Raw genomic sequence first — 22,155 nt, forward strand, 5'->3', positions numbered from 1 at the left:
GGCCTGGCGCGCCATACCGCCATTTGCATCAAACGACCTCAAAACCCCAAGAAATTCACACGAAACGCGTACACACAAGGCCACAAAGCCCCGCCGAAGGTCCGGCAAACCTCTACACTTTGATACAAATAGACGCCACCCCTCCGCCACACATGAATACTTGGAACAACCCATGGCTGCTTGCCGTGCTCGCGCCCGCTCTGCTGGCCCTGGGGGCATTCCTGCACCGCGTCTGGGTCGACAAGCAGGCGCGGGAACGGCGGCGCATTCCCAAGCATTGGCCGCTGAGCACCCGCGCGCTGGCCAACAGTGAAGAAGCCCGCGTCTGGCACTGGCTGGCGCGCGCCTTCTACGACCACCACGTCATGATCAAGCTGCCGGTCACGCGCTTCACCTTGCCGCGCGACAAGGAGCAAGGCATGGACTGGTACAAGCTGCTCGGCGGCGTGTATTGCACCTTCACCGTCTGCCGCTCGGATGGGCGCGTGCTGGGTTGCCTGGACGTACCGGGCAGCGCTGGCTTGCCGCGCAGCACCCGCACGCTCAAACACTCCCTGCTGACCCAGTGCGGCCTGCCTTATTGGGTCGTGCGCTCCAACAGCCTGCCCACGGTTGCCGAAATCCGGGCCGAGTTCCTGGGCGAGTCCTCGCTCAACCACTCCATGCGCGAGCGCGAAATGGAAGAGCGCGCCATCATCGCCGCGCAGGCCAACCTGCGCACCGCGCTCACGCGCCAGCGAAGCAACCGCAACAGCGATTTCAGCCCGCTGTCGAACTGGCCCAACAGCACCACCGGCGACCCGCGCAGCGACTTCAACTCGCAGTGGCAGGAAAACTCCTTCCTCATGCCGCTGGACAGCCGCAAGGGCGATCTGCTCTAAGCCTGGCGCGCCGCCTGCTAGGCGCTCGCCGCACCGGGGGCCTTCTGCGTGAGCGCCAGCACCTCCGCCGCGGTGAGCCACCGCCACTGACCCGCCTTGAGCTCGGGCGACAGCACCAGAGCGCCGATGGATGACCGGTGCAGGCCTTCCACCCGGTTGCCGACGGCCGCCACCATGCGCTTGACCTGGTGGTATTTGCCCTCCGTCAAGGTCAGCCGCAGGTGAAGCTCGCTGACGGCTTCACACGCCTCGGCCTTCACCGGCTGGGGATCGTCGTCCAGCACCACCCCTGCCAGCAAGCGGCCGATCTGCCGCGCATCCAGTGGATGCTTGACCTGGGCCTCGTACACCTTGGGCACGTGGTGGCGCGGCGACGTCAGCCGGTGGATGAACTTGCCATCGTCGGACAGCAGCAGCAAGCCCGTGGTGTCCTGGTCCAGCCGACCGACCGCCTGCACGCCCGCGGCAGCCCCGCCCCCGCGCTGGCGCAAGGGCCCAGGCAACAGGGTGTAGACGCTGGGGTAGGTGCTGGGCTTCTGCGAACACTCGTAGCCCGCGGGCTTGTGCAGCAGCAGGTAGGCGCGTGCGTGGTAGTGCCAGACCTCACCCTGCACGCGAAACACCAGCCCCTCCTCCTCGAAGAGAGCTGAGGGATCGGTACACGGAGAGCTGTCTTCACCCACCGACACCAGCCCTTGCTGCACCAGGCCGCTGCAGATGCGGCGGGTGCCGAAGCCCTGGGAAAAAAGAATGTCCTGCAATTGCATCATGGTGCGGGAATTGTCGCCGCTCGCCCGACTCAGACCACGACACACCAGAATGGCAGGCCGCCCTCCGTGGGCACCCTCACTTTTGCGCATGAAGCAACGGATCAAGACCTGGCTCAGCACACAGGACGGACTGCGCCACCACCGCTGGCTGCGCTGGATGGGGCCGGTGTTGCACCAGCCCAGGTTGTGGCACTTCAGTCGCAAAGGCATCGCCATGGGCGTGGCCGTGGGCATCTTCTTCGGCCTGCTCGTCCCGATCGCGCAAATGCCCCTGTCGGCCGCCGCGGCCGTGCTCCTCAGGGCGAACCTGCCGATGGCGGTGGCCAGCACCTTCGTGACGAATCCGGTGACCTTCGGGCCGGTCTACTACGGCGCCTACCGCCTCGGCAAGGTGGTGTTGGGCGAACCTCGCGTGACGGAGAGCGAGGCGATGGCCGCGCTTGAGAGGGTGCGGGCTGAAGAGGAGAAGGCCGAGGGAGCGCGCCCAACCTGGTCGCAGCGCCTCGCCCGAGGTGTCGAGCACCTGAGGACAGCCGGCAAGCCGCTGGCCGTGGGTCTGGCGATCATTGCCACCTTGAGCGGGCTCACCGTCTACGTCCTCATCAGCGGGCTGTGGATTCTCAAGACACGCTGGGAACGCAAGCGACGGCTGCGCGAGCGCTCTTCGCCGGACACCTGAAGGCCGCTAGCTTCGCAGGGCCGAAAAAAACCCACCCGGCACCGGGTGGGCTTTTCAATAGATGGTGGAGCTGGGGGGATTCGAACCCCCGTCCGCAAGCCTTCTTCGAGCAGTTCTACATGTGTAGCCGTCTGTTTTGGGTCTCGCCGCCCGAGTCGCGCAGTGGCACGCTAAACGGGAAGCCAGCATCCTTGAATCTCACCCTGCGCCAAGGTGCCCGACGCAGAGCCAGCCAATGTGAATTACCTCGCAGCCGGGAGGTCTTGCGACCCCCTTGCCCAGCCCATCGGCCTGCTGTTGCGAGGCTCACCGGTGTTTAAGCGGCGAGTGCGAAACGTTCGTCGTTTGCAGTTGGTTTTTTTCTGCGGATTAACGAGGTGACAGAACCTCGACATGCCCTGCTGCGCGTCCGAACCCACGTCGAAACCAGTGCAGCCCCAGGAAGACAGAGTTTAAGGCAGTTCCAGCAATTTCAAGAGCTGCAGGGGCGAAGAAACCTCCGCGTCCGCACCCCAGCTGGCGACGTCGGCACCATAGCCGAGGTAACCGTACCGAGCAGCCACCGTCGGCATGCCCGCCGCCTTGCCCGCCCGGATGTCGCGCTCGTCATCGCCCACGTAGATGCACTGGCTCGGCAGCAGCTGCAACCGGCGCGCCGCCTCCAGCAAGGGCTCGGGATGCGGTTTGGCATGGGGCGTGGTATCGCCGCTGATCACGACAGAAGCGGTCTCGAAGAGCGCCATGGCCCGCGAAAGAGGATTCGTGAACCGCTGCGACTTGTTGGTGACCACGCCCCAACGAAGCCCACCGTCCACGAGGCGGGCCAGCAGATCGGCCACGCCGTCGAACGGCGCCGTGCGTTGGGTCATGCAGACTTCGTACGCACCAAAGAACTCTTCCTTCAACGCAGGGTAGTCCGCGTGCTCGGGCGTGATGCCGAACGCCACATGCAGCATGCCCCGTGCCCCGGAGCCCGCATGAGGCCGGTATTGCTCCAGCGGCAGCGAGGCCATGCCCCGGCTCACCCGCATGCCATCGGCAGACGACCCAAGATCCGATGCGCTGTCGATCAACGTGCCGTCCAGGTCGAACAGGACGGCGTGCACCCCTCGAAAAACAGTCATGGTTTGCGTGTGGCGAACAGGTAGTTGACGCTGGTGTCGGCGCTGAGCCAATAGCGTTGCGTCAAGGGGTTGTATTCCATGCCCCGGGTCTGATCGAGTTCCAGACCCACGGCCCGGCAATAGCTCGCCAGCTCGCTGGGGCGGATGAATTTCGCGTACTCGTGCGTTCCCTTGGGCAACAGCTGCAGCAGGTACTCCGCCCCGAGCACCGCGAACAGGAAGGCCTTGGCGTTGCGGTTGAGGGTCGAGAAAAACACCCAGCCTCCGGGTTTCACCAGGGTGGAGCAGGCGCGCACCACCGACGCGGGGTCGGGCACATGCTCCAGCATCTCCATGCAGGTCACCACATCGAACTCGCCAGGCTGCTCCAGCGCCATGGCCTCCGCGCTGATCTCCTTGTAGCTGACGTTGGCGGTGCCCGCCTCCAGCGCGTGCAACTGCGCCACCCGCAGCGCCTTGACGGACAGGTCGATGCCCGTCACGTCGGCACCTTTGCGCGCCATGGAATCGGACAGGATGCCTCCGCCGCAGCCAATGTCCAGCACCCGTTTGCCCGCCAATCCCGCCAATCCATCGATCCACCCCAGGCGAAGCGGATTGATCTGATGCAGGGGACGGAACTCGCTGTCGGGATCCCACCAGCGATGGGCGAGATCGGAGAATTTGGCCAGCTCGGCCGGATCGGCATTGACGTTCGGATTCATGCGTTGATTATCGCCAGCACAATAAAAAAACCGCGCCGAAGCGCGGTTTTTGGACCGGAACTGAAGGGAATCAGTTCTTGCGGGTGCCGACCACTTCGACTTCCACGCGGCGGTTCTTGGCGCGGCCTTCGCGGGTGGCGTTGTCGGCCACCGGCTGGGTCAGGCCCTTGCCTTCGGTGTAGATGCGGTTGCTTTCGATGCCCTTGCTCACCAGATAGGCCTTGACGGCTTCAGCGCGGCGGTTGGACAGCTTCTGGTTGTAGCCAGCAGCGCCGGTGGAGTCGGTGTGACCCACAGCGATCACGACTTCCAGAGCAATGCCGGACACCTTGCCAGCCAGATCGTCCAGCTTGGCCTTGCCTTCGGGCTTGAGCACAGCCTTGTCGAAGTCGAAGAAGGCGTCAGCAGCGTAGGTCACCTTGGACGCCACGGGAGCCGGTGCGGGTGCGGGAGCCGGTGCGGGTGCAGGGGCTGCGGCAGGAGCCGGAGCGGGAGCCGGTGCGGGAGCCGGAGCAGCGGCAGGAACGATCGCGCCGTCGCAACCTTGTGCGGCGGTGGCGGGCGTCCAGTTGGCATCGCGCCAGCAGAGTTCATTGGTGCCGTTTTTCCAAACCAGTTCGCTGGTGCCATTGCGCCAGTTGTCGATGGTTTGGGCGCCGGCGGCCGTTGCCATGGCGGCGGTTGCCAACAGCATTGCCACTTTGTTAAGTTTTTTCATGGTTTTCCTCTATATAAGCCGCAGACAGACTGCGTGACAAGAACGACGCTTCAAGTGACCACCACTAAAAACGCTGGAATTTATTGTGCCACAAGCACGGAATGCCCGGCCCGCCGGCCAATGCGGCGTTGTCGCCGGATACAGCAGGTCACGTCATTCGTTGTGGATGTACAACAAACGACCCAAGAAGTTGTAGGAGAACGCGCCGTCTAAAATCGCAGGTTGCCCTCCGGTCCATCTACGCACCTATTCCCTCGCTCATGACACAGTTCGCCAAAGAGACCCTGCCCATCAGTCTTGAAGAGGAAATGAGGCGCAGCTACCTCGATTACGCCATGAGCGTGATCGTGGGGCGCGCCCTGCCCGACGCGCGGGATGGTCTCAAGCCGGTGCACCGGCGCGTGCTTTTCGCGATGCACGAGCTCAACAACGACTGGAACCGCCCTTACAAGAAATCGGCCCGTATCGTGGGCGACGTGATCGGTAAGTACCACCCGCACGGCGACAGCGCGGTGTACGACACCATCGTGCGCATGGCGCAGGACTTCTCGCTGCGGCACATGCTCGTGGACGGCCAGGGCAACTTCGGCTCCGTCGACGGCGACAACGCCGCCGCCATGCGCTACACGGAAATCCGCCTGTCGAAAATCGCCCATGAAATGCTGGCGGACATCGACAAGGAGACCGTCAACTTCGGTCCCAACTACGACGGTTCGGAAAAAGAGCCGCTGGTGCTCCCGTCGCGCCTGCCCAACCTGCTCGTCAACGGCTCGGCCGGCATCGCGGTCGGCATCGCCACCAACATCCCGCCGCACAACCTCAACGAGGTGGTGGACGCCTGCCTGCACCTGCTCAAGAGCCCCGAGGCCTCCATCGACGAATTGATGGAGATCATTCCCGCGCCCGACTTCCCCACGGCGGGCATCATTTACGGCATCAACGGGGTCAAGGACGGCTATCGCACGGGCCGGGGCCGCGTGGTGATGCGCGCCAAGTGCCATTTCGAGGACATCGACCGTGGCCAGCGCCAGGCCATCATCGTGGACGAACTGCCCTACCAGGTCAACAAGAAGACGTTGCAGGAGCGCATTGCCGAACTGGTGCACGAAAAGAAGATCGAGGGGATCAGCCACATCCAGGACGAGTCGGACAAGTCGGGCATGCGCCTGGTGATCGAACTCAAGCGCGGCGAAGTGCCGGAAGTGGTGCTCAACAACCTGTACAAGCAGACGCAACTGCAGGACACCTTCGGCATCAACATGGTGGCCCTGGTCGATGGCCAGCCGCGCCTGTGCAACCTGAAGGACCTGGTCCAGGTCTTCCTGGAACACCGCCGCGAGGTCGTGACCCGCCGCACGGTGTTCAACCTGCGCAAGGCGCGCGAGCGCGGCCATGTGCTCGAAGGCCTCGCCGTGGCCCTGGCGAACATCGACGAGTTCATCCGCATCATCCGCGAGTCGCCCACGCCGCCCGTGCGCCAAGGCCGAACTCATGGCGCGCCCCTGGGACAGCCAGCTGGTGCGCGAGATGCTCACCCGCACGCGCGCCGATGGCGGCGTGATCAACGCCGACGACTACCGGCCCGACGGCCTGGAACGCGAGTTCGGCATGGGTGGAGACGGCCTGTACCGGCTGTCCGAGACCCAGACCCAGGAAATCCTGCAGATGCGCCTGCAGCGCCTGACCGGCCTGGAGCAGGACAAGATCGTGGCCGAGTACAAGGAGGTCATGGGCGAGATCGACGACCTGCTGGACATCCTGGCCAAGCCCGAGCGGGTCTCGACCATCATCGGCGAAGAGCTGATCATCGTGAAGCAGGAGTTCGGCCAGACCAAGCTGGGCGCGCGCCGCAGCGAGATCGAGCACAACGCGCAAGACCTCGCCACCGAAGACCTGATCACGCCAACCGACATGGTGGTCACGCTCAGCCACAGCGGCTACATCAAGAGCCAGCCGCTGTCGGAATACCGCTCGCAAAAGCGCGGCGGCCGCGGCAAGCAGGCCACCGCCACCAAGGAAGACGACTGGATCGACCAGCTCTTCATCGCCAACACGCACGACTACATCCTGTGCTTCTCCAACCGTGGCCGGCTGTACTGGCTCAAGGTGTGGGAAGTGCCGGCCGGTTCGCGCGGTTCGCGCGGCCGCCCGATCGTCAACATGTTCCCGCTGCAGGAAGGCGAGAAGATCAACGTGGTGCTGCCGCTGACCGGCGAGATGCGCAGCTTCCCGTCCGACCGCTATGTGTTCATGCGCCACCTCCATGGGCACGGTCAAGAAGACGGCGCTCGATGAGTTCAGCAACCCGCGCAAGGCCGGCATCATCGCCGTGGACCTCGACGAGGGCGACTTCCTCATCGGCGCGGCCCTGACCGACGGGCAGCACGACGTGATGCTGTTCAGCGACGGCGGCAAGGCCGTGCGTTTCGACGAGAACGACGTGCGCCCGATGGGCCGCAACGCGCGCGGCGTGCGCGGCATGCTGATCGAAGACACGCAGAGCGTGATCGCCATGCTGGTGGCCGAGGACGAAGAGCAGAGCGTGCTGACCGCCACCATCAACGGCTATGGCAAGCGCACGCCGATCGCCGAGTACACCCGCCATGGCCGTGGCACCAAAGGCATGATCGCGATTCAACAGAGCGAGCGCAACGGCAAGGTCGTGGCGGCCACGCTGGTGCACAACGACGACGAGATCATGCTCATCACCGACAAGGGCGTGCTGGTGCGCACCCGCGTGTCCGAGATCCGCGAAATGGGTCGCGCCACGCAAGGGGTGACGCTGATTGCGCTGGACGAAGGCTCCGAACTCTCGGGCCTGCAGCGCATCGTGGAGAACGACGCCAACGTGCCTGAGCTGGGCGACGACACGAACGGAGCGGGCGCAGCCGACGACGCGGGCACCGAGCCGTGATGGCGCGGCCCTACAACTTCTCCGCCGGCCCGGCGGCCATGCCCGCCGAGGTGCTGCAGCAGGCCGCGGCCGAAATGCTCGACTGGCACGGCAGCGGCATGAGCGTGATGGAAATGAGCCACCGCGGGCAGGAGTTCGGCGCCATCCTCAAGGCCGCCGAAGCCGACCTGCGCGAGCTGCTCGCCGTGCCGGAGCACTTCCGCATCCTCTTCATGCAGGGCGGTGGTCTGGCCGAAAACGCCATCGTGCCGCTGAACCTGTCGCGCGGGCAAACGGTGAACTTCGTGGTCACCGGCAGCTGGAGCCAGAAGTCGCTGAAGGAAGCGCGCCGCTACTGCGACGCGCGCGTGGCCGCCAGCAACGAAGCCGACCACCACACCACCCTGCCCGCGCCGGCGACCTGGCAACTCGACCGCAGCGCGCGCTACGTGCACCTGTGCAGCAACGAGACCATCAACGGCGTGGAAGTGCACGAGTTGCCCGACCTGAAGGCACTCGGATCCGATGTGCCGCTGGCCATCGATTTCTCTTCCCACGTGGCCTCGCGGCCGGTGGACTGGTCGCGCGTGGGCCTGGCCTTCGGCGGCGCCCAGAAGAACCTGGGGCCGGCCGGCCTCACGCTCGTGGTGGTCCGCGAAGACCTGCTGGGCCACGCCCTGAAAACCTGCCCCAGCGCGTTCGACTACAAGACCGTGGCCGACAACCACTCCATGTACAACACGCCGCCGACCTTCGCCATCTACATGGCCGGCCTCACCTTCCAATGGCTCAAGCGCCAGACCGAAGGCAACCTGAGCGGCGTGGCGGCCATGGAGGCGCGCAACATCGCCAAGGCCGAGTTGCTGTACGGCTTCATCGACCAGTCGACCTTCTACAGCAACACGGTCGCCAAGGACTGCCGTTCCCGCATGAACGTGCCCTTCTTCCTGCGCGACGAGTCGCGCAACGAGGCCTTCCTCGCAGGCGCCAAGGCGGCCGGTCTGCTGCAGCTCAAGGGCCACAAATCCGTGGGCGGCATGCGCGCCAGCATCTACAACGCCATGCCGATCGAGGGCGTGCGCGCCCTGGTGGCCTACATGCGCCAATTCGAACAAACACAGGCCTGAACCGATGACCCTTCCCTCACAGTCCGAAGCCCTGGGCACCCTGCGCGTGCAGATCGACGCGCTGGACCAGCAGTTGCTGGCCCTGCTCAACCAACGCGCTCGCGTGGCCGAACAGGTCGGCGACATCAAGCGCGCGGAGGGCTCGCCCTTTTTCCGGCCGGACCGCGTCGCGCAAGTCATCGAGAAGATCCAGGGCGCCAACCAGGGGCCGTTGCTGAACCAGCACGTGGCCTCGATCTGGCGCGAGATCATGTCCGCCTGCCTGGCGCTGGAAGCGCCGCAGCGCGTGGCCGTGCTCGGTCCGCAGGGCACCTTCTGCGAACAGGCGGCGATCGAATTCTTCGGCGGCGCGGCCAACCTGATCTACTGCGCCAACTTCGACGAGGTGTTCCACGCCACCGCGGCCGGCACGGCGCAGTTCGGCGTCGTGGGCATGGAGAACTCCACCGAAGGCGTGGTGGCGCGTTCGCTGGACCTGTTCCTGCGCTCGCCTGTGCACGTGGTGGGCGAAGTCAGCCTGCTGATCCGCCACAACCTGCTGCGCCAGGTCAATCACCTGGATGGCATCGAAGTCGTCATGGCCCACCCGCAGGCCCTGGCCCAGTGCCAGAACTGGCTCACGCAACACCTGCCGAACGCCGAGCGCCGCGCGGTCTCCAGCAACGCCGAAGGCGCGCGGCTGGCGGCCGAGAACCCGGCCTGGGCCGGCCTGGCCAGCGAACGCGCCGCCGCCCAGTTCGGGCTGCACATCGTGGCGCACGCCATTCAGGACGAGGCCTACAACCGCACGCGCTTTGCCGTGATCTCGCTGCCGCAGACCCTGGCCATGCCGCCCGCCTCGGGACGCGATTGCACCAGCCTGGTGGTGTCGGTACCCAACCGCCCCGGTGCCGTGCACGACCTGCTGGTGCCGCTGAAGAACAACGGCGTGTCCATGACGCGCTTCGAGTCGCGCCCGGCCAAGTCGGGCCAGTGGGAGTACTACTTCTACATCGACATCGCGGGCCACCCGTCGCAGCCGCACGTGGCCGCCGCGCTGGAGGAACTCAAAGGTCTCTGCGCCTTCTACAAGGTGCTGGGCGCATACCCGGTGAGCGAATGATGTTTGAACAACTGGGACTGATCGGCTGCGGCATGATGGGCGGCTCCTTCGCGCTGGCGCTCAAGCGCGCCGGGCTGGTCAAGCGCGTCGTGGGCTACAGCAAGTCGCCCTCCACCACCGAACGCGCGCGCCAGCTGGGCGTGATCGACGTCGAGGCCCCGTCGGCGCTGCTGGCGGTCTCGGGCGCCGATCTCGTGCTGCTCGCGGTGCCGGTCTCGGCCACCGAAGCCACCTTCAAAGCCATTCGCCACCTGGTGCGCGGCAACGTGCTGATCATGGACGTGGGCTCGACCAAGCGCGAGGTGATCGACGCCGCGCGCCGTGTGCTGAAGGACCAGGTCGGTGTCTTCGTTCCCGCCCACCCGATCGCTGGCAAGGAAGTCGCCGGCGTCGAGCACGCCGACGCGGACCTGTACCACGGCCGCCAGGTCATCCTCACCCCGATCGAACGCACGCTGACCGCCCAGCTCGAGAAGGCCAGCCAGCTCTGGACCGCGCTCGGTTGCCACGTCAAGCAGATGTCGCCGGAAGCGCACGATGCGGCCTATGCCGCCGTCAGCCACCTCCCGCACATGGTGGCGTTCGCCCTGATGAACGCCATCCAGGGCCAGTCCGATGGGCCGGATTTCCTCTCGCTGGCCGGCCCGGGCTTTCGCGACTTCAGCCGCATCGCGGCCAGCGACCCGGCGATGTGGCGCGACGTGCTCATGTCCAACCGCGAAGAGCTGCTGGCGCAGTCGCGCCATTTCCAGCGCGCGCTGCACGCCCTGGAGACCGCCATCAATGCCGGCAACCCCGACGCCCTCGAAGCCTTGATCGAACAGGCCAGCAGCGCGCGCGCGCGCTGGCGCATGACCGCCGTCAAGCCCCGCAGCTGAGCGGCGCCCCGGGCGACGCTTCCTCACCTTCGCGCATGTTTGCCATTTCCCACCTCGACATCCCGCCGCTGGCGAGCGCCGGCGGCACTGTGCGCCTGCCCGGCTCCAAGAGCATTTCCAACCGCGTGCTGCTGCTCGCCGCGCTCAGCGTGGGCCACACCGACATCGCCGACCTGCTCGACTCCGACGACACGCAGGTGATGCTCAAGGCCTTGGCCGAACTGGGCTGCCGCATCGAACCGCAACCCAACGGCGCCCTGCGCGTGCATGGCCTGGGCGGCGCCCTGCCGGTGCCCCAGGCCAAATTGTTCCTGGGCAACGCCGGCACCGCGATGCGGCCCCTCACCGCCTCGCTGGCCCTGCTGGCCACCCGCCATGGCGGCACCTTCGAACTCAGCGGCGTCCCGCGCATGCACGAGCGCCCCATCGGCGACCTGGTCGATGCGCTGCGCCAGCTGGGCTGCCCCGTGGCCTGCCTCGCCAACGAAGGCTATCCCCCATTGAAACTCGGCGATGGTCGGACCCACGCCCTGCGGCTGGACCAGCCCATCCGCGTGCGTGGCGACGTGTCCAGCCAATTCCTCACCGCCCTGCTGCTCGCCCTGCCCCTGGTGGCGCAGGAGCGCGACATCGTCATCGACGTGGTGGGAGAACTCATCTCGCGGCCCTACATCGAGATCACGCTCAACCTGCTGGAGCGCTTCGGCGTGGCCGTGCGGCGCGACGGCTGGCAGCGCTTCACCATCCCCGCCGGCAGCCGCTACCAGTCGCCCGGCCGCATCGCGGTTGAAGGCGATGCCTCGTCAGCCAGCTATTTCATCGCCCTGGGCGCCCTCGCGCCCGCCACGCCGGGCACCGACGGCATCACCATCGAAGGCGTCGGCCTGTCGTCCATCCAGGGCGACATCCGCTTCGTCGAAGCCGCCCGCCTCATGGGCGCCAAGGTCTCGGGCGAAGCCAACCGCCTGCACATCCAGCGCGGGGCCTGGCCGCTCAAGGCCGTCGACCTGGACTGCAACCACATCCCCGATGCCGCCATGACGCTGGCGGCCATGGCCCTGTACGCCGACGGCACCACCACGCTGCGCAACATCGCCAGCTGGCGCGTCAAGGAAACCGACCGCATCGCCGCCATGGCCAAGGAATGCCGCAAGCTCGGCGCGACGGTGGAGGAAGGCGAGGATTTCATCCGCATCACGCCGCCCGCCCGCCCGCAGGACTGGCGTGCGGCGTCGATCCACACCTACGACGACCACCGCGTCGCCATGTGTTTTTCGCTCGCCGCATTCAACCCGGCGAAGCTGCCGGTGCGCATCGAAGACCCCAAGTGCGTCGCCAAGACCTTCCCGGACTACTTCGAGACCCTGTTCCAGGTCTGCACCACGCCCAGGGAGCACATCCCCGTGATCTGCGTGGATGGCCCCACCGCCTCCGGCAAAGGCACCCTCTCGGCCGAGGTGGCCGAACAGCTCGGGTACCACCTGCTGGATTCGGGGGTGTTGTACCGCCTGGTCGGGCTGGCGGCTGAAAGAGCCGGCCTGTCCACCGCCGAACCCGACCTGAAGGACCCCGGGCACGCGCGCCGCCTGGGCGAGCTCGCCGCCGGCCTGCAGGTGCGCTTCGAAGGCCTGCGCACCCTGTTCGAGGGCCAGGACGTGACCGACGACCTGCGCAGCGAAACCGCCGGCATGGCGGCTTCCCGGGTCTCGTCCGTGCCCGCCGTGCGGGAGGCCCTGCTGGGCCTGCAGCACGCCTTTCGCCAGCTCCCCGGTCTGGTGGCCGACGGCCGCGACATGGGCACGGTGATCTTCCCGGACGCCCCGCTGAAGGTGTTCCTCACCGCCAGCGCCGAGCAACGCGCCGCACGGCGCCATAAGCAGTTGATTTCAAAGGGAATTGCTGCTAACATCGACAGTCTTTTGGCAGACCTGAAAGCGCGTGACCTGAGGGACACCTCCCGCACACACGCCCCTCTCAAGCCCGCCGAAGACGCCCTGGAACTGGACAACTCCGGCATGGACATCGAGCAATCGGTGCAGCAGGTGTTGAACTGGTGGCAAGGCAAAACGGCGTTCTCGGGCAACTGAGCGCGCTTCTTGATGGCCCTGACGGCACAGCCGGGCGTTCCCTGCCCGCAGGCCCGAAGGTTCTTTTCACTTAACCCCGCGGTGTCACGCACCGCAACGTCAACGCCGCCCACACGTCGCATCCGTTCCAGCCGCATTTCCCGTGGTTGTTGCACCGACGCTGAGTGGTTTAGGAAATTCAATGTCTGAATCTTTTGCCGCCCTGTTTGAAGAGTCCCTGAAACGCGCTGAAATGCGCTCGGGCGAAGTCATCACCGCCGAGGTCGTGCGCATCGAGCACAACCACGTGGTGGTCAACGCTGGCCTGAAGTCGGAAGCCTACGTGCCTCTGGCCGAATTCAAGAACGACCAGGGCGAACTCGAAGTGCAGGTCGGTGACTTCGTCTCCGTCGCCATCGACTCCGTGGAAAACGGCTTCGGCGACACCCTGCTCTCGCGCGACAAGGCCAAGCGCCTGGCTTCCTGGATGTCGCTGGAAAAAGCGCTCGAATCCGGCGAATTCGTCACCGGCACGACCTCCAGCAAGGTCAAGGGCGGCCTCAAGGTCATGGTCAACGGCATCAGCGCCTTCCTGCCGGGCTCGCTGGTCGACAGCCGTCCGACCAAGGACCTGACCCCGTACGAAAACAAGACCCTGGAATTCAAGGTCATCAAGCTCGACCGCAAGCGCAACAACGTGGTGCTGAGCCGCCGCGCCGTGGTGGAAGCCTCCATGGGCGAAGAACGCGCCAAGCTGATGGACACCCTGAAGGAAGGCGCCATCGTGCACGGCGTGGTCAAGAACATCACCGAATACGGTGCGTTCGTGGACCTCGGCGGCATCGACGGCCTGCTGCACATCACCGACATGGCATGGCGCCGCGTGCGCCACCCGAGCGAAGTGGTCACGGCCGGTCAGGAAATCACCGCCAAGATCCTCAAGTTCGACACCGAGAAGCACCGCGTCTCGCTGGGCCTCAAGCAGATGGGCGACGACCCGTGGATGGGCGTTTCGCGCCGCTACCCGCAAGGCACCCGCATGTTCGGCAAGATCACCAACATCGCCGACTACGGCGCGTTCGTGGAACTCGAGCCTGGCATCGAAGGCCTGGTGCACGTCTCCGAAATGGATTGGACCAACAAGAACGTGGCCCCGTCCAAGCTGGTGTCGCTGGGCGACGAAGTCGAAGTCATGGTGCTCGACATCGACGAAGACAAGCGCCGCATCTCGCTGGGCATGAAGCAGTGCCGCGCCAACCCCTGGCACGAATTCGCCGAGCAGACCAAGCGCGGTGACCGCGTCAAGGGCCCGATCAAATCGATCACCGACTTCGGCGTGTTCGTCGGCCTGGCCGCCGGCATCGACGGCCTGGTGCACCTGTCCGACCTGTCCTGGAACGAGCCCGGCGAAGCCGCCGTGCGCAACTACAAGAAGGGCCAGGAAGTCGAAGCGATCGTGCTGGCCATCGACGTGGAGCGCGAGCGCATCTCCCTGGGCATCAAGCAGCTCGACGGCGACCCGTTCACCACCTTCGTGTCGGTGAACGACAAGGGCTCCATCGTGACCGGCAAGGTCAAGACCGTGGATGCCAAGGGTGCCGAGATCGATCTGGGCGAAGACGTGCTGGGTTACCTGCGCGCCAGCGAAATCAGCCGTGACCGCGTGGAAGATGCGCGCAACGTGCTCAAGGAAGGCGACGAAGTCAACGCCGTGGTGGTGAACGTGGATCGCAAGACCCGCAACATCCAGCTGTCGATCAAGGCCAAGGACGCCGCCGACCAGCAGGAAGCCATGGCAAACCTGAGCCAGCAGTCTTCCCGCGAAAACGCCGGCACGACCAGCCTGGGCGCCCTGCTGCGCGCCAAGCTGGACAACAACCAGAACTGAAGCGAAACCGGTTCGGCGCCGGGTGAGCCACCCGCCCGCAAGGGCGGCCACTTGCCCGGCGCTGTCCCCTCAACGCCCCCACTCCATTCGACATGACCCGAAGCGACCTCGTTGAAGCTCTGGCCAGCCGTTTCGGCCAGCTCACCCACCGCGATGCCGAGTTCGCCGTCAAGGCGATCCTGGACGCCATGGGCGAAGCCTTGGTGAAGGGCCATCGCATCGAGATCCGGGGTTTTGGCAGCTTCTCCGTCAACCGGCGTTCACCTCGCATCGGGCGCAACCCGCGCTCCGGTGAGAGCGTGATGATTCCCGAGAAACGGGTGCCGCACTTCAAGCCGGGCAAGGCCCTGCGCGAAGAGGTGGACAAGAAGACCGCCGAGATTCTGGGCCGCGAAACCCAGAAGCGGGCCTGAGACAGGGCTGCTCGCTACAATCGCCCCACCACAAAGGGGACGACGTGAAATACCTGATGTGGCTGCTCAATGCAGCCATTTTTTTTGTGCTGTTCGCCTTCGCACTCAACAACCAGGACAGCGTGACGCTGCACCTGTTCTTCGGTGCGAGCTGGCAAGCCCCCCTGGTGCTGGTGATCCTGGTGGCGCTGGTGATCGGGGTGTTCCTCGGCGTGGCCGTGATGCTGCCGCTGTGGCTGCGCGCCCGGCGCACCCGCCGCCAGCACGCGTCGGCCTCGGCGCTGCACAGCACCGCCTTTGACGGCGACACCACCCTGCTCCCTCCCGACCCGATCGACCGCCGGCATGGACTTTGATTTCACCTGGCTGCTCTGGGGCCTGCCGCTGGCGTTCGCGCTGGGCTGGGCCGCGTCGCGCTTCGACCTGCGCCAGTGGCGCATGGAAGGCCGCCAGGCGCCCAAGGCCTACTTTCGCGGCCTCAACCACCTGCTCAACGAACAGCAGGACCAGGCCATCGACGCCTTCATCGAAGCGGTGCAGGGCGACCCCGACACCGCCGAACTGCACTTCGCCCTGGGCAACCTCTTCCGCCGCCGCGGCGACTACGACCGCGCCGTGCGCGTGCATGAGCACCTGCTCTCGCGCGCCGACATCGACCGCAAGGACCGCGACCGCGCCCAGCACGCGCTGGCGCTCGACTTCCTCAAGGCCGGCCTGCTGGACCGCGCCGAAGCGGCCCTGCACAAGCTCGAAGGCTCGGCCTTCGAAGGCGAGGCCTTGCTGGCGCTGCTGGGCATCTACGAACGCTCGCGCGACTGGCCCCAGGCCAAGCGGATCGCCCAGCGCCTCGAAGACGCCGAACAAGGCAGTTTCGCCACGCGGCTGGCGCACTACCTGTGCGAAGAGGCCGACCTCGCCCAGCGCGGGGGCGACGGCGCCAAGGCCCAGCAACTGCTGAACGAGGCCGTGCAACGCGCCCCACAGCTGGCGCGCGGCTGGATGGCGCTGTCGGCCCTGAAGGCGCACACCGGCGACGCCTCGGGCGCGTTCGACGCCCTGGTGCGCATGAACCAGCACGCACCACAAAGCCTGCCGCTGGCGGCCCGTGCCCTGGCCGATCTGGCCCGGCAGACCGGCCGCGAGGCCGAGGCCATGAAGTTGCTGCAGGCCAGCCACGAGCGCGCACCGGCGATCGACGTCACGGAAGCCCTGGCCAGCCTGAGCAGCGGCACCGAGGCGGTGCGCGGCCACTACCTCAGCCACCTGGAGCGCGAACCCTCGCTGGTCATCACCACCCAGTGGATGGCGGGCGAGACGCTCTCCAGCCCCACCGCGAAGGCCAGCGTGCAGAAGGCGCTCGAACACGCCAGCGCGCCGCTGCGCCGCTACCGCTGCGCGGCCTGCGGCTTCGAGGCGCGCCAGCATTTCTGGCAGTGCCCGGGCTGCCAGGCCTGGGACAGCTACCCGGCCCGCCGAGTCGAAGAGTTGTAGACGGCTCCCCTCCCCGCGCCGCGCCTGCGGCGCGTCACCCCCCAGGGGCGACACCTGGGGCCGGCGAAGCCGGACCCGCGGTGTCCCTGGATCGTGGGCTGGCGCTCGTTACGCCTTCCCGTATCCCCCGCCACCCGGTGTGTGGATCTCGAAGACATCGCCTGCCTGCATCTCGGCCTGCCCGATGTGGGCCAGGTCCTCGGTGCGGCCATCGGCCCGCACCACGCGGTTGATGCCCAACTGCCCCGGCTGGCCGCCCGCCATGCCGAAGGCCGGGTGCACACGGCCGTTGGACAGAATGCTCGCGGTCATGTCTTCCAGGAACCGCACGCGGCGCACCCCACCGTCGCCGCCGTGCCAGCGCCCGGCCCCGCCTGAGCCAGCCCGGATCTCGTAACTCTCCAGCCGCACCGGAAAACGGAACTCCAGCACCTCGGGGTCGGTCAGGCGCGAGTTGGTCATGTGGGTCTGCACCACGCTCGTGCCATCGAAGCCATCGCCCGCGCCGCTGCCACCCGAGATCGTCTCGTAGTACTGGTGCGCCGCGTTGCCGAAGGTGAAGTTGTTCATCGTGCACTGGCTGGCCGCCATCACGCCCAGCGCGCCGTACAGCGCGTTGGTGATGCAGCTGGAGGTCTCCACGTTGCCCGCCACCACCGAGGCCGGCGGGTTGGGGTTGAGCATGGAACCGGGCGGGATGACGACCTTGAGCGGCTTGAGGCAGCCCGCGTTGAGTGGGATGTCTTCGTCCACCAGCGAGCGGAACACGTACAGCACCGCCGCCATGCACACCGCCGTGGGCGCGTTGAAGTTGTTGAGCTGCTGCGGCGAGGTGCCGGTGAAGTCGATCTCGGCGCTGCGCTCGGCCGCGTTCACCCGCACGCTCACCTGGATCTGCGCGCCGTTGTCCAGCGGCAGGGTGTACCGGCCGTCCTTCAGGCGCGTGATCACACGGCGCACCGACTCCTCCGCGTTGTCCTGCACATGGCGCATGTAGGCCTGCACCACGTCCAGGCCGAACTGCTCGACCATCTTGCGCAGCTCCTGCACGCCTTTTTCGTTGGCGGCGATCTGCGCCTTGAGGTCGGCCATGTTCTGCTGCGGGTTGCGCGAAGGGTATTCACCACTCTGCAGCAGGGCCACCATCTCGGCCTCGCGCAGCACGCCCCGGTCCACCAGCTTCACGTTGTTGATCTGCACGCCCTCTTCCTCGATGCGCGTGGAGAACGGCGGCATGGAGCCCGGCGTGGTGCCGCCGATGTCGGCGTGGTGGCCGCGCGACCCCACGTAGAACGTGGGCTGGCTGCCGAGGTAGACCGGTGTGATCACCGTCACATCGGGCAGGTGCGTGCCACCGTGGTAAGGGTCGTTGAGCACATACACGTCGCCCGGCTGCATCTTGCCGGTGTTCTCGCGGATCACCGTCTTGATGCTCTCGCCCATGGAACCCAGGTGCACCGGCATGTGCGGCGCGTTGGCGATGAGGTTGCCCTGCGCGTCGAACAGCGCGCACGAGAAATCCAGGCGCTCCTTGATGTTCACCGAGTACGCGGTGTTCTGCAGCTGCAGCCCCATCTGCTCGGCGATGTTCATGAACAGGTTGTTGAACACCTCCAGCAGCACCGGGTCCACCGTGGTGCCCACGGCGTAGCTCACCGTGCGTGGCACACGGCGGTCCAGCACCAGGTGGTCCAGCGCCGTGAGCACCGCCTCCCAGCCCGGTTCGACCACCGTGGTCGCGTTCTTCTCCGCGATGATCGCGGGCCCGGGAATCACGTCGCCCGGGCGCAGGTCCTCGCGCACCACCAGCGCGGTGTCCAGCCACTGGCCCCCCGAGTACATGCGCACCGTCTCGCGCCGCGGCACTTCGCGCGGTTCGTGCGTTTCCACGCGCGGCTCGTGCGGCGCGTCGCCCGCGACCACGGCCTCCACCGACACCGCCTCCACCACGAGGCGCTTGCCCTGCATGAGAAAGGCAAAACGCTGCCGGTAGGCGGCTTCGAAACCCGCCTCGATCTCGGCCATGTCGCCGTAGGGCACGACCAGGGCCGAGTCGCTGCCCTCGTAGCGCACATGCACGCGGCGGTGCACGGTGGATTCGCCCGCGTTCACCTGCTGGCGCTGCAGCTCGGCGCGAGCGGCCGCCGCCAGGGTCTCGAGCGCGTCCGCGATCGTGGGCAGCGACGCCGCCACCAGCGGCAGTTCCACCGCCTGCTCGCGGATCACGTTCTGGTCGGCCAGCCCCATGCCGTACGCGCTGAGCACACCCGCCAGCGGGTGCACGAAGACGCGCGTCATGCCCAGCGCATCCGCCACCAGGCAAGCGTGCTGCCCGCCCGCGCCGCCGAAGCACTGCAGGGTGTAGCGCGTCACGTCGTAGCCGCGCGCCACCGAAATCTTCTTGATCGCGTTGCCATCTGCTGCACCGCGATGTGGATGAAGCCCTCGGCCACCTCCTCGGCGGGCCGCCCGGTCTGCGCCGCCAGCTCGGCGAACTTCGACTGCACCGCGTCCAGGCTCAAGGCCTCGTCGGCGCGGGGGCCGAACACCTTGGGAAAGTGCTCCGGCTGGATCTTGCCCGTCATCACGTTGGCGTCCGTCACCGCCAGCGGGCCGCCGCGCCGGTAGCTCGCCGGGCCGGGGTTGGCGCCCGCGCTCTGCGGGCCGACGCGAAAGCGCGAACCGTCGAACGCCAGGATGGAGCCCCCCCCCGCCGCCACCGTGTGGATGCTCATCATGGGCGCGCGCATGCGCACGCCCGCCACCTGGGTCTCGAACTCGCGCTCGAACTCGCCCGCGTAGTGCGACACGTCGGTGGACGTGCCGCCCATGTCGAAGCCGATCACCTTGCCGTGGCCCGCCAGGCCCGCCGTGCGCGCCATGCCCACGATGCCGCCGGCCGGGCCGGAAAGGATGGCGTCCTTGCCCTGGAAGGCGTGGGCATCCGTGAGGCCACCCGAGGACTGCATGAAGAACAGCTTCACGCCCGGCATCTCGGCGGCCACCTGCTCCACGTAGCGGCGCAGGATGGGCGAGAGGTAGGCATCGACCACCGTGGTGTCGCCCCGGCTCACGAACTTCATCATGGGGCTGGTGCCGTGCGAGCTGCTCACCTGCGTGAAGCCCGCCTCGCGCGCCAGCCGCTCGGCCGCCGCCTCGTGCGCGGTGAAGCGGTAGCCGTGCATGAACACGATGCGCAACGCTGCGCAAGCCGCGCGCGAAGGCCGCCTGCAGGTCGGCGCGCAACGCCGCCTCGTCCAGCGGCTGCAGCACCTCGCCGTGCGCGGCCATGCGCTCCTGCGCCTCGATCACCTCGGTGTACAGCAGCTCGGGCAGCACGATGCGGCGGTCGAACAGGCGCGGCCGGTTCTGGTACGCGATGCGCAGCGCATCGCGGAAACCGCGTGTGGTCACCAGCAGCGTGGGCTCGCCCTTGCGTTCCAGCAGCGCGTTCGTCGCCACCGTGGTGCCCATCTTCACGCACTCGACCTGCTGGGGCGTCACCGGCTCGCCGGCTTTCAGCCCCAGCAGGTGGCGGATGCCGGCCACCGCCGCGTCGCGGTACTGCTCGGGGTTTTCCGAGAGCAGCTTGTGCGTGACCAGGGTGCCGTCGGGCCGCTTGCGCAACGATGTCGGTGAAGGTGCCGCCCCGGTCGATCCAGAACTGCCAGCGAAGTGCGTGCGTCGGTGTCATAGGGAATGTCAGAGCGAAGCGGCCGAACGCGCGGCCTGGTCATAGATGCCGGAGAGCACGCGCAGCAGGCGCGCGAGTTGGCCGATGTCGTGGTTGAGCGCGTCATCCGCCTTGAGCGCATCGATCAGGCAGGTTTCGCGGATCTCGCGGTAGCGCGTCACGTAGCCCTTGCCCACCTCGGTGGGCGCGTAGGTCACGTCCTTGCCGTTCTTGCTCGACTCCACCATGCCCAGGCTCTGCAGCTTCTTGAGCGAGTAGTTGACGAGGTGCGTGTCCTCCACGTTCATGATGAAGGCGATGTCGGCCAGGCGCTTGTCGCGCGCGCGGTGCGAAACGTGGTGCAGCACCAGCACGTCCAGCGCGGTGAGGTCCTTCAGGCCGGCGGCGCTCATGCAGTGCACCACCCAGCGGTGGAAGGCATTGCCGGCCACGATCAGGCCGAACTCGAACTCGCTCATCTCCGCGCTGCGCGGCGACACCAGGTGCGCGGAAGACACGATGGGCGAAGCCGGCGGCGTTGGCTTGGCACTTGCTTTGGAACGGGCCATGGCGGAAAGTCTGCGTCGTTTCGGTGCGGCGGAGTTTAGGCTTTATGTTGACGATTTGCCAACGATTTATTGACATTCAGGGAAAGTACCGATCACACTTCATCCACTCGCCGATAGAGTCCTCCGAGCCGCAACCGCTGCTCGATCCGTGTCCCACCCCCACCTGGAGCCCCAAGATGAAACGTCGCCTGTTCAGCCTTTCCGTGGCCGCTGCCACCGTGGCCATGAGCCTCCCCGCCCTGGCCCAGACCAAATGGGACCTGCCGGCGGCCTACCCCGCCACCAACTTCCACACCGTCAACCTCACGGCCTTCGCCAACGACGTGGACAAGGCCACCGGCGGCAAACTCAAGATCACGGTGCACGCGGGCGCCTCGCTGTTCAAGGCGCCCGAGATCAAGCGCGCGGTGCAGGGCGGCCAGGCGCAGATCGGCGAGATCCTGCTGGCGGCCTATCAGAACGAGTGGCAGATGTTTGGCGCCGACGGCCTGCCCTTCCTGGCCACCAGCTACGCCGATTCCATGAAGCTCTACAAGGCGCAAAAGCCCATCCTGGAAAAAAAGCTCGCCGAGCAGGGCATGACCTTGCTGTACACCGTGGCCTGGCAACCTCAGGGCATCTACAGCAAGAAGCCGGTGACCAGCGCCGCTGATCTCAAGGGCAGCAAGTGGCGCGCCTACAGCCCGGCCACCTCGCGCATCGCCGAGCTGGTCGGCGCGCAACCCGTGACCGTGCAGGCCGCAGAACTCTCCCAGGCACTGGCCACCGGTGTGGTCGAGTCCAACATGACCTCCGGTGCCACCGGCGTGGACAGCAAGCTCTACGAGCATCTGAAGTACTACTACGACGTGCAGGCCTGGTTGCCCAAGAACGCGATCATCATGAACAAGCGCGCCTTCGACGCGCTGGACAAGCCCACCCAGGATGCCGTGCTCAAGGCCGGCGCCGACGCCGAGGCGCGTGGCTGGGCTGCCTCGCAAAAGGTCAACACCGACACCCTGGCCATCCTCAAGGCCAATGGCATGGCGGTGGAAGCGCCTTCGGCCGCCCTCAAGGCCGACATGCAGAAGGTGGGCGAAACCATGGTCAAGGAATGGCTGGAGAAGGCTGGTCCCGAAGGCCAGGCCATGCTCGACGCCTACCGCAAATAAGTCCTCTCGACACTGCCCGGCCCCGCCG

The 22,155-nt window shown here is 66.6% G+C and carries 17 protein-coding genes, 1 other RNA gene and 2 pseudogenes; 13 read left to right on the top strand and 7 right to left on the bottom strand.

Annotated features, from left to right (window positions below):
• The first annotated feature begins 185 nt into the window (after positions 1-185).
• Positions 186-881, top strand: coding sequence for a hypothetical protein (locus ACFJGX_RS21265; RefSeq protein ID WP_382159092.1), 696 nt, complete (start codon positions 186-188; stop codon positions 879-881).
• Positions 882-898: 17 nt separating this feature from the next.
• On the opposite strand, the gene ACFJGX_RS21270 is transcribed toward ACFJGX_RS21265, so the two are convergent.
• Complete coding sequence (locus ACFJGX_RS21270; RefSeq protein WP_382325555.1) at positions 899-1,648, bottom strand: pseudouridine synthase; 750 nt, start codon at positions 1,646-1,648, stop codon at positions 899-901.
• 91 nt (positions 1,649-1,739) lie between these two features.
• On the opposite strand from ACFJGX_RS21270, the gene ACFJGX_RS21275 reads away from it, so the two are divergent.
• On the top strand, positions 1,740-2,330 hold the full coding sequence (locus ACFJGX_RS21275; protein ID WP_382327006.1) for a DUF2062 domain-containing protein: 591 nt from the start codon (positions 1,740-1,742) through the stop codon (positions 2,328-2,330).
• A 62-nt stretch (positions 2,331-2,392) separates the two neighbouring features.
• On the opposite strand, the gene ssrA is transcribed toward ACFJGX_RS21275, so the two are convergent.
• The 4 genes from ssrA to ompA all read right to left on the bottom strand — a co-directional run bounded on the left by ssrA (position 2,393) and on the right by ompA (position 4,876).
• Positions 2,393-2,769, bottom strand: a transfer-messenger RNA (tmRNA) gene (gene ssrA / locus ACFJGX_RS21280).
• A gap of 13 nt (positions 2,770-2,782) precedes the next feature.
• Positions 2,783-3,454, bottom strand: a complete 672-nt coding sequence (locus ACFJGX_RS21285) for an HAD-IA family hydrolase (protein WP_382323925.1) — start codon at positions 3,452-3,454, stop codon at positions 2,783-2,785.
• Complete coding sequence (gene ubiG, locus ACFJGX_RS21290; RefSeq protein ID WP_382323924.1) at positions 3,451-4,158, bottom strand: bifunctional 2-polyprenyl-6-hydroxyphenol methylase/3-demethylubiquinol 3-O-methyltransferase UbiG; 708 nt, start codon at positions 4,156-4,158, stop codon at positions 3,451-3,453. The genes ACFJGX_RS21285 and ubiG overlap by 4 nt, the downstream gene beginning before the upstream one ends.
• Before the next feature lie 70 nt (positions 4,159-4,228).
• Positions 4,229-4,876 carry an outer membrane protein OmpA gene (gene ompA, locus ACFJGX_RS21295; protein ID WP_291114826.1) on the bottom strand — a complete coding sequence of 216 codons (648 nt, stop codon included), beginning with the start codon at positions 4,874-4,876 and terminating at the stop codon, positions 4,229-4,231.
• Between the two features lie 260 nt (positions 4,877-5,136).
• On the opposite strand from ompA, the pseudogene gyrA reads away from it, so the two are divergent.
• The 9 genes and pseudogenes from gyrA to lapB all read left to right on the top strand — a co-directional run bounded on the left by gyrA (position 5,137) and on the right by lapB (position 16,734).
• Positions 5,137-7,790, top strand: a pseudogene (gyrA, locus tag ACFJGX_RS21300) (DNA gyrase subunit A).
• A complete protein-coding gene (gene serC / locus ACFJGX_RS21305; protein WP_382323923.1) occupies positions 7,790-8,896 on the top strand; it encodes a 3-phosphoserine/phosphohydroxythreonine transaminase in 1,107 nt (368 codons plus the stop codon). The pseudogene gyrA and the gene serC overlap by 1 nt, the downstream one beginning before the upstream one ends.
• Before the next feature lie 4 nt (positions 8,897-8,900).
• The gene (gene pheA / locus ACFJGX_RS21310) at positions 8,901-9,998 is read left to right on the top strand and encodes a prephenate dehydratase (RefSeq protein WP_291114832.1); all 1,098 of its coding nucleotides are present in this window, start codon (positions 8,901-8,903) and stop codon (positions 9,996-9,998) included.
• Positions 9,998-10,876: a prephenate dehydrogenase/arogenate dehydrogenase family protein gene (locus ACFJGX_RS21315; RefSeq protein WP_291114849.1), complete on the top strand. Its 879-nt coding sequence runs from the start codon at positions 9,998-10,000 to the stop codon at positions 10,874-10,876. Before pheA ends, ACFJGX_RS21315 begins: the two co-directional genes overlap by 1 nt.
• Before the next feature lie 35 nt (positions 10,877-10,911).
• Positions 10,912-12,963, top strand: a complete 2,052-nt coding sequence (locus ACFJGX_RS21320; RefSeq protein WP_382323922.1) for a bifunctional 3-phosphoshikimate 1-carboxyvinyltransferase/cytidylate kinase — start codon at positions 10,912-10,914, stop codon at positions 12,961-12,963.
• Positions 12,964-13,144: 181 nt separating this feature from the next.
• Entirely contained in the window at positions 13,145-14,830 is a 1,686-nt protein-coding gene (gene rpsA / locus ACFJGX_RS21325; protein ID WP_291114836.1) for a 30S ribosomal protein S1, read from the top strand.
• Between the two features lie 92 nt (positions 14,831-14,922).
• A complete protein-coding gene (locus ACFJGX_RS21330) occupies positions 14,923-15,243 on the top strand; it encodes an integration host factor subunit beta (RefSeq protein WP_291114839.1) in 321 nt (106 codons plus the stop codon).
• Between the two features lie 44 nt (positions 15,244-15,287).
• Positions 15,288-15,599 carry a lipopolysaccharide assembly LapA domain-containing protein gene (locus ACFJGX_RS21335; protein ID WP_291114841.1) on the top strand — a complete coding sequence of 104 codons (312 nt, stop codon included), beginning with the start codon at positions 15,288-15,290 and terminating at the stop codon, positions 15,597-15,599.
• Positions 15,589-16,734, top strand: a complete 1,146-nt coding sequence (lapB, locus tag ACFJGX_RS21340) for a lipopolysaccharide assembly protein LapB (protein WP_382323921.1) — start codon at positions 15,589-15,591, stop codon at positions 16,732-16,734. Before ACFJGX_RS21335 ends, lapB begins: the two co-directional genes overlap by 11 nt.
• Before the next feature lie 108 nt (positions 16,735-16,842).
• On the opposite strand, the pseudogene ACFJGX_RS21345 reads toward lapB, so the two are convergent.
• Positions 16,843-20,428 (bottom strand): annotated as a pseudogene (locus ACFJGX_RS21345) (hydantoinase B/oxoprolinase family protein).
• Positions 20,429-20,436: 8 nt separating this feature from the next.
• Positions 20,437-20,976 (bottom strand): winged helix DNA-binding protein, encoded by a 540-nt coding sequence (locus ACFJGX_RS21350; RefSeq protein ID WP_382323920.1) that lies wholly within the window; start codon positions 20,974-20,976, stop codon positions 20,437-20,439.
• Between ACFJGX_RS21350 and ACFJGX_RS21355 the strand changes: the two genes are divergently transcribed.
• Complete coding sequence (locus ACFJGX_RS21355) at positions 20,927-21,049, top strand: hypothetical protein (RefSeq protein ID WP_382325929.1); 123 nt, start codon at positions 20,927-20,929, stop codon at positions 21,047-21,049. The genes ACFJGX_RS21350 and ACFJGX_RS21355 overlap by 50 nt on opposite strands.
• 103 nt (positions 21,050-21,152) lie before the next feature.
• Positions 21,153-22,127 carry a TRAP transporter substrate-binding protein gene (locus ACFJGX_RS21360; RefSeq protein WP_382327008.1) on the top strand — a complete coding sequence of 325 codons (975 nt, stop codon included), beginning with the start codon at positions 21,153-21,155 and terminating at the stop codon, positions 22,125-22,127.
• Positions 22,128-22,155 lie beyond the last annotated feature (28 nt).

This window comes from Hydrogenophaga sp. UC242_50 (genome assembly GCF_042697355.1).
Lineage (GTDB): Bacteria > Pseudomonadota > Gammaproteobacteria > Burkholderiales > Burkholderiaceae_C > Hydrogenophaga.

What these genes read in the sequence shown, in the direction of transcription:
- ACFJGX_RS21330 (WP_291114839.1), top strand. Translation starts at nt 14,923, where the DNA reads ATGACCCGAAGCGACCTCGTTGAAGCTCTGGCCAGCCGTTTCGGCCAG.
- ubiG (WP_382323924.1), bottom strand. Translation starts at nt 4,158, where the DNA reads ATGAATCCGAACGTCAATGCCGATCCGGCCGAGCTGGCCAAATTCTCC.
- ACFJGX_RS21355 (WP_382325929.1), top strand. Translation starts at nt 20,927, where the DNA reads ATGGGCGAAGCCGGCGGCGTTGGCTTGGCACTTGCTTTGGAACGGGCC.
- ACFJGX_RS21320 (WP_382323922.1), top strand. Translation starts at nt 10,912, where the DNA reads ATGTTTGCCATTTCCCACCTCGACATCCCGCCGCTGGCGAGCGCCGGC.
- ACFJGX_RS21350 (WP_382323920.1), bottom strand. Translation starts at nt 20,976, where the DNA reads ATGGCCCGTTCCAAAGCAAGTGCCAAGCCAACGCCGCCGGCTTCGCCC.
- serC (WP_382323923.1), top strand. Translation starts at nt 7,790, where the DNA reads ATGGCGCGGCCCTACAACTTCTCCGCCGGCCCGGCGGCCATGCCCGCC.
- rpsA (WP_291114836.1), top strand. Translation starts at nt 13,145, where the DNA reads ATGTCTGAATCTTTTGCCGCCCTGTTTGAAGAGTCCCTGAAACGCGCT.
- lapB (WP_382323921.1), top strand. Translation starts at nt 15,589, where the DNA reads ATGGACTTTGATTTCACCTGGCTGCTCTGGGGCCTGCCGCTGGCGTTC.
- pheA (WP_291114832.1), top strand. Translation starts at nt 8,901, where the DNA reads ATGACCCTTCCCTCACAGTCCGAAGCCCTGGGCACCCTGCGCGTGCAG.
- ompA (WP_291114826.1), bottom strand. Translation starts at nt 4,876, where the DNA reads ATGAAAAAACTTAACAAAGTGGCAATGCTGTTGGCAACCGCCGCCATG.
- ACFJGX_RS21270 (WP_382325555.1), bottom strand. Translation starts at nt 1,648, where the DNA reads ATGCAATTGCAGGACATTCTTTTTTCCCAGGGCTTCGGCACCCGCCGC.
- ACFJGX_RS21275 (WP_382327006.1), top strand. Translation starts at nt 1,740, where the DNA reads ATGAAGCAACGGATCAAGACCTGGCTCAGCACACAGGACGGACTGCGC.
- ACFJGX_RS21360 (WP_382327008.1), top strand. Translation starts at nt 21,153, where the DNA reads ATGAAACGTCGCCTGTTCAGCCTTTCCGTGGCCGCTGCCACCGTGGCC.
- ACFJGX_RS21285 (WP_382323925.1), bottom strand. Translation starts at nt 3,454, where the DNA reads ATGACTGTTTTTCGAGGGGTGCACGCCGTCCTGTTCGACCTGGACGGC.
- ACFJGX_RS21315 (WP_291114849.1), top strand. Translation starts at nt 9,998, where the DNA reads ATGTTTGAACAACTGGGACTGATCGGCTGCGGCATGATGGGCGGCTCC.